1 protein-coding gene is annotated in these 1,102 nt (G+C 48.0%); it reads left to right on the top strand.

The genetic code is table 11. The annotated features are described in order from the left end of the window. The coding region (locus R7D93_RS25915; protein ID WP_318129635.1) for a VCBS domain-containing protein at window positions 1-1,102 on the top strand (1,102 nt) is incomplete at both ends.

The raw sequence follows: 1,102 nt of genomic DNA, 5'->3' as shown, positions 1-1,102 counted from the left end.
TTCTTGAACTCACTTCTGATGTCAATGGCGTTCGTACTTACGAAGGTTATATTGAGCTTGATGGTGTGCGCATTACGGTATTCGACATCAGTATCGACTCACCGTCTCAAGGCGAATATCAGTTCAACCTCTATGAACAGCTGGATCATACTGGCGCAAACGACGAATCGTTAACGTTCACCATTCCAGTTTATGCCGTTGATGCCGACGGAGACCGCACTTCTTTGACGCTAGGTTCGAACGATGCCAAAGCCGCAGAAATCGTTATAGAAGTTAAAGATGATGCGCCTTCTATTGATGGTGTGGAAGCTTTAACGGTGGATGAAGACGACCTTGCGAGCATCGGTTCGGATCAAAATGATTCTGTTTCGGTTGACGGCAAGTTCACCACGACAGAAGGCTCCGATCGAGTGGTGAGTTATCAACTCGACGCATCGACCAACCCAATTGATGGCTTGACTTCACATGGTGAAGCCGTTGAGCTGGTAGAAACCGCAAATGCCGACGGAAACTTTACTTACACCGCGACAGCAAACGGCAACTCAGTATTTACGCTGGTGGTGAATGTTGATGGTTCATACAACTTTACGTTGGAAGGCCCAATCGATCACGCGACTGGTAGTGATGAACTGACGCTAAACTTTCCAATCATCGCGACCGACTTTGATGGCGATACGTCATCGGCAACCATCCCTGTAACCATTGTTGATGACCAGCCAACAATTAACGATGTTCAAGCGATCACCGTTGATGAAGATGACCTCGCGCAGATTGGCTCGGCTCAAGACGGTTCAGTATCGATTGACGGACACTTCACCACCAATCAAGGTTCTGATGGCGTAGTGAGTTACCAATTGGATGCCAGTGCGATGCCTGTTGATGGGCTTACTTCGCAAGGTGTTGCGGTGACATTGAGTGAAACGGCAAATCCAGATGGTAGTTTCACTTATACGGCAACCGCAGGAACCATTCCTGTCTTTACGTTAACTGGGAATCCAGATGGCAGCTACAACTTTACACTCGAAGGCCCAATTGACCATGCGAGTAACAGTGACGAACTGACGCTGAATTTCCCAATCATCGCGACGGATTTTGATGGTGA

The organism is Vibrio sp. YT-15 (genome assembly GCF_033337445.1).
Classification (GTDB): Bacteria; Pseudomonadota; Gammaproteobacteria; order Enterobacterales; family Vibrionaceae; genus Vibrio; species Vibrio alginolyticus.
This window is presented reverse-complemented; position numbering and strand designations above follow the sequence as displayed.